This window comes from Amazonocrinis nigriterrae CENA67, assembly GCF_016056305.1.
Taxonomy (GTDB): domain Bacteria; phylum Cyanobacteriota; class Cyanobacteriia; order Cyanobacteriales; family Nostocaceae; genus Amazonocrinis; species Amazonocrinis nigriterrae.
On record NZ_JAECZC010000060.1, the window covers coordinates 19,208 to 27,093 of the forward strand.

The following is a 7,886-nucleotide window of genomic DNA, read 5'->3' on the forward strand; positions in this document are numbered from 1 at the left end:
AAGTAAACCACTACAAGACTCATATTTGATTTTTGAAATACAGATAGGGTGATCAAAGCCCACCAGGTCAGCAAAATAAAATCTAGTTGTTGTAGAAATAGCAGAAATAATTAGTTTGTTACCTGTAGATTTGATTTAGCAGAGATGATGAAATATCACTGCTTTCACTACATACTAATCAAGTATCCATAACAAATATGTTAACTAGCTGGATTTATCTCATCCTAGCAATTGTTTTTGAAGTGTCTGGCACAACTTGCATGAAGTTATCAGAAGGATTCACTAAAATAATTCCTTCAATATTAATATTTGTATGTTATGGAATTTCTTTTAGTTTATTAACTCTTTCTCTCAAAAGATTTGAAGTGAGTGTTGCTTATTCTGTTTGGTCAGGGTTAGGAGCTACCCTAATTGCTAGCATTGGTATTATTTTATTTCGTGAATCTATGACACTGAGCAAATTTGTATCTATGAGTTTAATCATCATAGGGGTAATTGGTTTAAATTCAGGAAAATAAATTTGATTGATGATTAATAGTAAGACTGGTTCTATGTGATATCGTGCTTGATGTACACAGGGGCAATACCCTATGAATTGCCCCTACAGCGCTTACTTTGCTAGTTACTGATAAGGTAGTTCAATGATAAATTCAGTACCTTCCTCAGAAGAAGAAACAAAGCTGAGCTGACCACCATGCTTATCTACAATAATTTGATGAGCAATTGATAAACCTAATCCTGTTCCTTTATTCACTGGTTTAGTAGTAAATAAAGGTTGAAAAAGCCGCTGTTTTACATCTTCTGTCATACCTGTGCCATTATCAGCAATACGAATAATTACACTTTTATCATCAGACTGTTCAGTTGTAATTTTGATCCAAGGCTGAAATTGATGATCCGATTTTTCTAGATCTTCTTCAACTGCATCAATGGCATTAGCCAGCAAGTTCATAAATACCTGATTAATTTGCCCAGGATAGCACTCTACTTCTGGCAAGTTGCCATATTGTCTAATGATTTCAATTTCTGGACGAGTTCCTATAGCTTTGAGCCGATGCTGTAAAATAACCAGAGTACTATCAAGCCCCAAATGTAAATCAGCAAAAATTTTTGTATCAGCATCCAGGCGTGAAAAGTTTCTCAGCGATATAGAAATCTCTTTAATTCGCTGAGTACTTAACTTCATGGAATCGAGGAGTTTCGGTAAATCTTCAAGTACAAATTCAAGATCAAGTTTTTCCAGTTCTTGTTGAATTATCGGTATTTCTGGACAATATTTTTGATAAAGTTTCACAGCTTGGGACAGAGAATCCACATATTCATAAGCAGGAGCAAGATTACTAATAATGCATCCAAGAGGATTATTTACTTCATGTGCTACTCCTGCAATTAACTGACCAAGCATAGATAACTTTTCTTGTTGTACAAGCTGTACTTGAGCCTTTTGTAAAGCTGCGGTACGTTCTATAACTCGCTCCTCCAAATCTTCAGTTAGCTGCACTAATTGAGCATTTTTTTCTTCAAGGATTTTTGTGAGTTCTCGTAGTTGTAAATGTACTTTGACTCGTGCTATTACTTCTTCTTGCTCAAAAGGTTTAGTAATATAATCTAAGGCTCCCAAAGATAGCCCTTTGACTTTGCTATCTGTGTCGGTCAAAGCAGTCATAAAAATGATTGGAATATCTTGAGTTAAAGGGTCTGCTTTTAACAAATTACAGGTTTCAAATCCATTCATTCCTGGCATTTCCACATCTAAGAGGATCAGGGCAGGATGTTCTTGTTTTATTTGCTTGATAGCACTTTCACCATCAACAGCTAGCCGCACTTTAAAACCTGCACTTTTTAATGATTCTTTAAGAACAGATAAATTGGTAAGATTGTCGTCCACAATTAAGATAAATTCTGTGGTCGATGTGAAATTCATGCTTTTAAACCTTCAAAATGAAATTTGTTAAAAAATCAGCCAAAAAGTAAATATAAGCTAGCAATTTTTGATATATTTGGAAATGAAATCTTGAACTTGTTTGACCTGACAAGCATCGGACATTTGAATTAATTTCTCTACAAACTTGATCAAGTTGATATCTTGCTCTTTTAGCTGTTCTGCTATTGCTGTAACTTCGTCTAAATCACCTTTTTGAGCAAGGTCATTGAGTTGAGCAAGTATTTCTATTGGAGGAGGTATAATTTCAGAAGAGCCAACTGGGGAATTTATTTGTGTTTCCTCATTTTTGAAAATACTTTCTGATCTATCCTCATAAATCCATTGTAGTTGTAGATATTTTTGGAGAATTTTTAGTAAGCTATCAGCCTGCACCGGCTTTGGCAAAAACTCATTAGCACCAGCTTCTAAACTCTTAAACTGGTCAGCATCAAATACACTAGCAGAAGATGCAATGGCTATTATTTTTTGGAGTTCAGCAGACTGATGTAACTGTTTAATTAGCTCAAAACCGTGCATTACAGGCATTACCAAATCGGTGATAATTATATCGGGTTTAAATGTCTTAGCTTGTTCTAAACCTTCTTGCCCATTACTGGCTTCAGCAACTGTAAAACCAATTGGTTCAAGTAGATTGACAATCACAGAGCGATTTTCCCATTTATCATCAACTACTAACACTCTTCGTTTGGCTCCCTGATACCCAACAATAGTACCGTAGAGGGAAACTCTTGATGTTTCTGCCCACTCTTGTGCTTCCTTTAATGGGATATCAAACCAGAAAGTACTTCCTCTGTGAGGTTCGCTTTCTACTTCTAACTTACTATCAAAGAGTGAGATAATTTTGTGGCTAATTGCTAATCCTAAACCAGTTCCTTCAGCTTGCTTTTTGATATCACCTACTTGTTCAAAGGGAACAAATATTGTCTGTGATTGCTCTTTAGTCATGCCCACACCTGTATCTTGGATTTGAAAGCGAATTATCCAAGTTGGGGTAGTAGAGGTTTTTTGTTGTTGAATTGCTTGCTTTTCAAGTACCTTGACACTAAAAGTTACTTTACCAGCATCCGTAAACTTAATGGCATTACTGAGTAAGTTAATTAAAACCTGGCGCAATCGTTTTTCATCTGCACAGACACCCTGCGGAAGTTGAGAATCTGCTTGGTAAATAAATCCAATACGTTTTTGTTCAGCGCGAATGCGACAAATTTCTGCAACTCCTTGTAGAAAAGCGAGAAAATGAAAATCTTGAGGATAGAGTTCCATTTTCCGGGCTTCAATTTTTGAAAGGTCTAAAATATCGTTAATTAAAGTTAGTAAATGAGAACCACATTGATATATGACTTCAACTCCCCTGCGACCTTTTTCTGTTAAAGGTTCTGAACGGCGGAGAATTTGGGAATATCCTAAAATACCATTCATGGGCGTGCGTAGTTCGTGACTCATATTTGCCAAAAATTCACTTTTGGCATTACTAGCAGCATCTGCTGCTTCTTTGGCTGCTTTGAGTTCTAGTGTGCGTTGTTCAACACGCTGTTCTAGTTCTTGATTAGTCTTTGCTAAGTCACTAAAGGATTGACGCAACTGCTGTGCCATTTGGTTGAAAGACTTTGCTAATACTCCCAGTTCTGTGATTTGCCCGATTTCAACCGTTTGGTCTAATTCTCCATTGGCGATCGCAGCCGAAGCTGCATTTAAACGTAGAATAGGATGGCTAATCCAGCGAGAAGTAAAGATACCAACAATACAAGTCAGTCCTAAAGCTCCTAGACATAACAAAATTGTACTGTGGGTATTGGCATAAATGTGTTCCATAAAATCTGATTCTGGCACTACCACAACAATCAGCCAATCAATACCTTTACCATCTTGTAAAGGTAATACTTGTACAAATTGTCGTTCACCATTTAACTGAAATTCTAGTTGTTGGCTGTGATCAATGGTGCTGAGATTGATAGAACGCTGCAAGTATTGGGCTGTAGAGCTAATTATCAGATTATTGGCTTTTGAAGCATTGATGAGTTCTAAATCATCACCTTTGCTTGCAAATGATTTTTGAATAATTGAACTAGCTATTAAATTTCCAGAACGTTCGATGATAAATGTCTGTCCGGTGCGACCAATTTTTAGTTGTTTGAGGAATTGATGAATTTTTTGAATATCAAATAAATTGTTGATAACTCCTATAAGTTGACCTGTTTCACTGTAGATAGGATGGCTCAAAGAATTTGCTATGGATGAATTAGTAACACGCTTAAACAAAGGAGACCAGACAGGTTTCTTCGCTTGCATCACAGCTTTATACCACGGCCGAGTCCGGGCATCGAATTGTTTTGTCTCAATTAACTTGATTCTTCTGCCTTGACTATCAAGGCTATAAATATTTAATTTTGGTGCTGTAGTTTTATCTCGATATTTGAGAACAATTCTACCATTGACCTCACGTTCAATCCCTACAGAATCTCCTTGAGGGTTAGTAAATTGAATGAATTGTACTGTATTTTGTTGTACCAAACGCCAAAAGTAACGCTCCAAGACTAAATAATCAGTTAAACTGATTCCACCGCTCTTGATACTAGCCGCAGTCACTTCATTAATGCGCCGAGGTTCGTTCAAATAACTCTCAATTTGCTGTTTAATGCGATCGCTTGTCTCACTCTGTAATTGAGTTGCAACGTCATTAACAGCTTGTTGCCCGTTGCATATAGAGAGCCATCCTATCACCCCAACAGCAGCAAATACTTGCAGTATGAACGGTACTACCAAAACCAAACGTAGTGAAACTGTTTTGCCAAACTTAATTGTAGAGTTACTCACTTACTGTTGATACCATTCTTAAACTTTAAATCTTATTGTTCCCTTTGTTTGAGATTTTTTAACAATGCTTGCCTAGCTGAGGCTGAAAATAATAGCAGCGATCGCCTCAAATAAAAAATACCTTGTCTACATCAAAATAGACAAGGTAAAAAACATGTAAACCAACAAGGACTTATACTAGTCGTTACTTTTGAGGGAAGGAGGAGTTATGACTATTGCTACCACAAGAGCAGCAGCAAACTCTCAAGAGAGCAGACCAAGCACAATTCACTGTGTGAAAATTGCTTTAAATGCTCTAGCTATAATCAATCTTGGACAATTAAGCCCGCAATTCATTTACAGTTATTACTGTAGCAGAGACAATCTCATGAATGTAGCCAAATTGGCTGTTTTTTATCAGAATTGGGAATTGGGCATTAGGGAGGCAGTGCGTTGCAGAGGTCTCCCCCCTTGCCCCTAATCCCCAACGCCACTTGCTTCAAGTCGGGAAACCCGTCCAACGCAGTGGCTCCTCCCTACGGTCGCGGGGGCCCCGAAGTTTCCCGTTGTAGCAACTGCCGTCATTGAGCATGGAAAATTAAGAATTATCTCCCTCTTCTCCCCTGTTGCCCCTAATCCCCAACGCCACATGCTTCAAGTCGGCAGAGCGCGATAGCGCAGTGGCTCCTCACGAGCGGTCGTGGGGGCCCCGAGTTCCCCTGCTTCCTACCTCAAGCAGCAATTTGGAGTGAACTACTAAGCGTAAAAGTGCATAAAACAATGGCAGCAAACCTATGGAGAAAATGAATAACACTCAATTAACTACATTAGCAAGGTATTAATATGAACAAAATACTGGGATACCAATCCTGTATGAAAATCTGCCTCTAGAACTTACGCAAAACTACACCCTGTAGAGGCAATTCATGAATTCATCCTACGTAAATAAACTGCAACCACACATAGAAATAGTAGAACTACGCTAAAGTAAAGATGAAATGAGGTAAAAACTTGATTTTTACCTCCTCTCCTTGTCAGAAAAGTATTACAACATTTATTAAACTTACGTTAATTTCATTCTGTATTTAATAATTCAGGAGCAAGAAAGAAGTTATCGTGAGGAAATTTTAGTATCATTCAGTTACCATTTCTTAATCCTAAATCGGTATGTCTCCACTTGGTGTTGCTACCAGTCACTCAACTCATGTTCTAGAAATAGGGGAAACAAAACTTTGGCTGTTGCTAGTGGGAGTCAATCAATACCAAGATGAGAGGCTACCCTCATTGTTATACTCAGCTGTTGATTGTCAGGGTTTAGCAACAGCTTTAGCAGATGCAACTCCAGGATTTCCTCAAACCCAAAAGTGGGTTCACCACGATTTTGCCGTTCATTTACCCACGCTTGCCAATGTGCGTGCTAGTTTAGACAAAATTAGTGCTGCTGCTCAACCAGAAGACACGATTTTATTTTATTTTTCTGGACACGGAATGCTAGAGCCAAATTCCCAGCAAGCAGTTTTGTGTCTAACAGATACTCAAACAGACAACTTACTTCACACAAGTTTAGGGTTACAAGAGCTTTTACAATTTTTAGGAAATAGTGGAGTACAAACTCAGTTAGTGTGGCTGGATGCTTGTCATAGTGGTAGCATGACATTCCGAGGAGCTAGAAGTGACACAACAGTAAAATCCTTGCCCAACCCTACACCCCAGATGGTGGAATTATTACGCCAACGGGCAAAACAAAGTAAGGGATTTTATGCCTTGCTTTCCTGTGATACTAATCAACAATCCTGGGAATTTCCCGAACTAGGACATGGAGTCTTTACTTATTATTTGATGCGCGGGTTGCGGGGTGAAGCAGCTGACGCACAAGGCATCATTGATGCTGATGGACTTTACCGTTATGTTTATCACCAGACGCGGCAATACATTGAGCAAACTAACCAGCAATTACGGCTGATTAATCAACAAAATAAAACTAGAGGCGACACCAAGGTTTACTTTGAATATCCCCAGCAAACTCCCAAGCGAATTGTTGAAGGAGTCGGAGAAGTTATTCTAGGATTAAAACCAGCGGTTGTGAAATCATCACATCCGCGACAGGCGCTAATCATAGAGGGACTTAACATCAATCAGACTACCCTTGCTTTGAGCAAATTACTAAGCGCTGTTGGTGGTTTCGAGTTAGAGTATTGGCCGCGGCAGAACAATACTGTTAAAGATGTACGCGCAGCTATTCAACAGTGTTTACACAGTAGGGGCGTACAGATGTACGCCCCTACTCAACGCAACCTTGAAACTTTTGCCACAGTACTTTTATATCTGCGTGGGCGACTTGAGGAACAAGAAGCTGACGAACCCGCATTAGTATTAGCAGAAGATATCCGTCTCAGCCGTTCCTGGTTAAGGCAACAGTTGCGGCATTCTCCTTATGCTCAACAAATCATTATTTTAGATTGTACTGTGGGAGCGCAAGTAGGGGCAAACAGCTGTCCGCCCCTACAGGAATGGGTAGAAGACTTGCAACTTGGTGCTGAGCAGGGACAATGTATAATTGCTGCCCACTCATCTAAAGATAATCCTGAACAATTCGCTCATGCGTTGTATTCTACACTACAAGCAGCCCAGCAACAACCTGGCTTCTCAGCAGCCGCTTGGATTACGCAACTACAATTGTTCTGTGCAAATAAATTACCTCTAAATATCTGGCTATCTGGTACGCAAGGTGTAATTGAAGTTATACCTGCCAGCACTAGCAATAGGAGCATTCAACATAGAAAAGCGATCGATTTAGGAATTTGCCCTTATCAAGGATTGCAAGCTTTTGGTGAAGCAGAAGCTCAGTATTTCTACGGTAGAGAAACTGTAACGCAGCAACTAATTAGCGACTTGGCTGTCAAGTCATTTATTGCTGTGGTGGGAGCCTCCGGGAGTGGTAAATCTTCCGTGGTGCAGGCGGGTTTAATGGCTCAACTACGACAGGGTAAACAGCTACCAGGTAGCCAAGATTGGTGGCTGAGAAGCTTTCGCCCTGGTGTAAATCCCCTAGAATCTTTATCACACCGCTTGGTAGATAGCGGTACTGAGCGAGAAAAAGCGTACCAGCAAATGCAACTAGAAGGAATGTTGTACCAGGGGGTAGAAG

The 7,886-nt window shown here is 39.3% G+C and carries 4 protein-coding genes; 2 read left to right on the forward strand and 2 right to left on the reverse strand.

What is annotated here, in order from left to right:
• Nucleotides 1–197 precede the first annotated feature (197 nt).
• The gene (locus tag I8748_RS24805; protein WP_198127192.1) at nt 198–518 is read left to right on the forward strand and encodes a DMT family transporter; all 321 of its coding nucleotides are present in this window, start codon (nt 198–200) and stop codon (nt 516–518) included.
• 104 nt (nt 519–622) lie between these two features.
• On the opposite strand, the gene I8748_RS24810 is transcribed toward I8748_RS24805, so the two are convergent.
• Both I8748_RS24810 and I8748_RS24815 read right to left on the reverse strand, forming a co-directional pair.
• On the reverse strand, nt 623–1,924 hold the full coding sequence (locus I8748_RS24810; protein ID WP_198127193.1) for a hybrid sensor histidine kinase/response regulator: 1,302 nt from the start codon (nt 1,922–1,924) through the stop codon (nt 623–625).
• A 57-nt stretch (nt 1,925–1,981) separates the two neighbouring features.
• Entirely contained in the window at nt 1,982–4,759 is a 2,778-nt protein-coding gene (locus I8748_RS24815) for a hybrid sensor histidine kinase/response regulator (RefSeq protein WP_198127194.1), read from the reverse strand.
• A gap of 1,146 nt (nt 4,760–5,905) precedes the next feature.
• On the opposite strand from I8748_RS24815, the gene I8748_RS24820 reads away from it, so the two are divergent.
• Nucleotides 5,906–7,886, forward strand: a 1,981-nt coding sequence (locus I8748_RS24820) for a caspase family protein (protein ID WP_198127195.1), incomplete at its 3' end; no start/stop codon positions are given.

Bases quoted from the DNA above. Each gene is read 5' to 3' on its own strand.
- I8748_RS24805 (WP_198127192.1), top strand. From the start codon at position 198: ATGTTAACTAGCTGGATTTATCTCATCCTAGCAATTGTTTTTGAAGTG.
- I8748_RS24810 (WP_198127193.1), bottom strand. From the start codon at position 1,924: ATGAATTTCACATCGACCACAGAATTTATCTTAATTGTGGACGACAAT.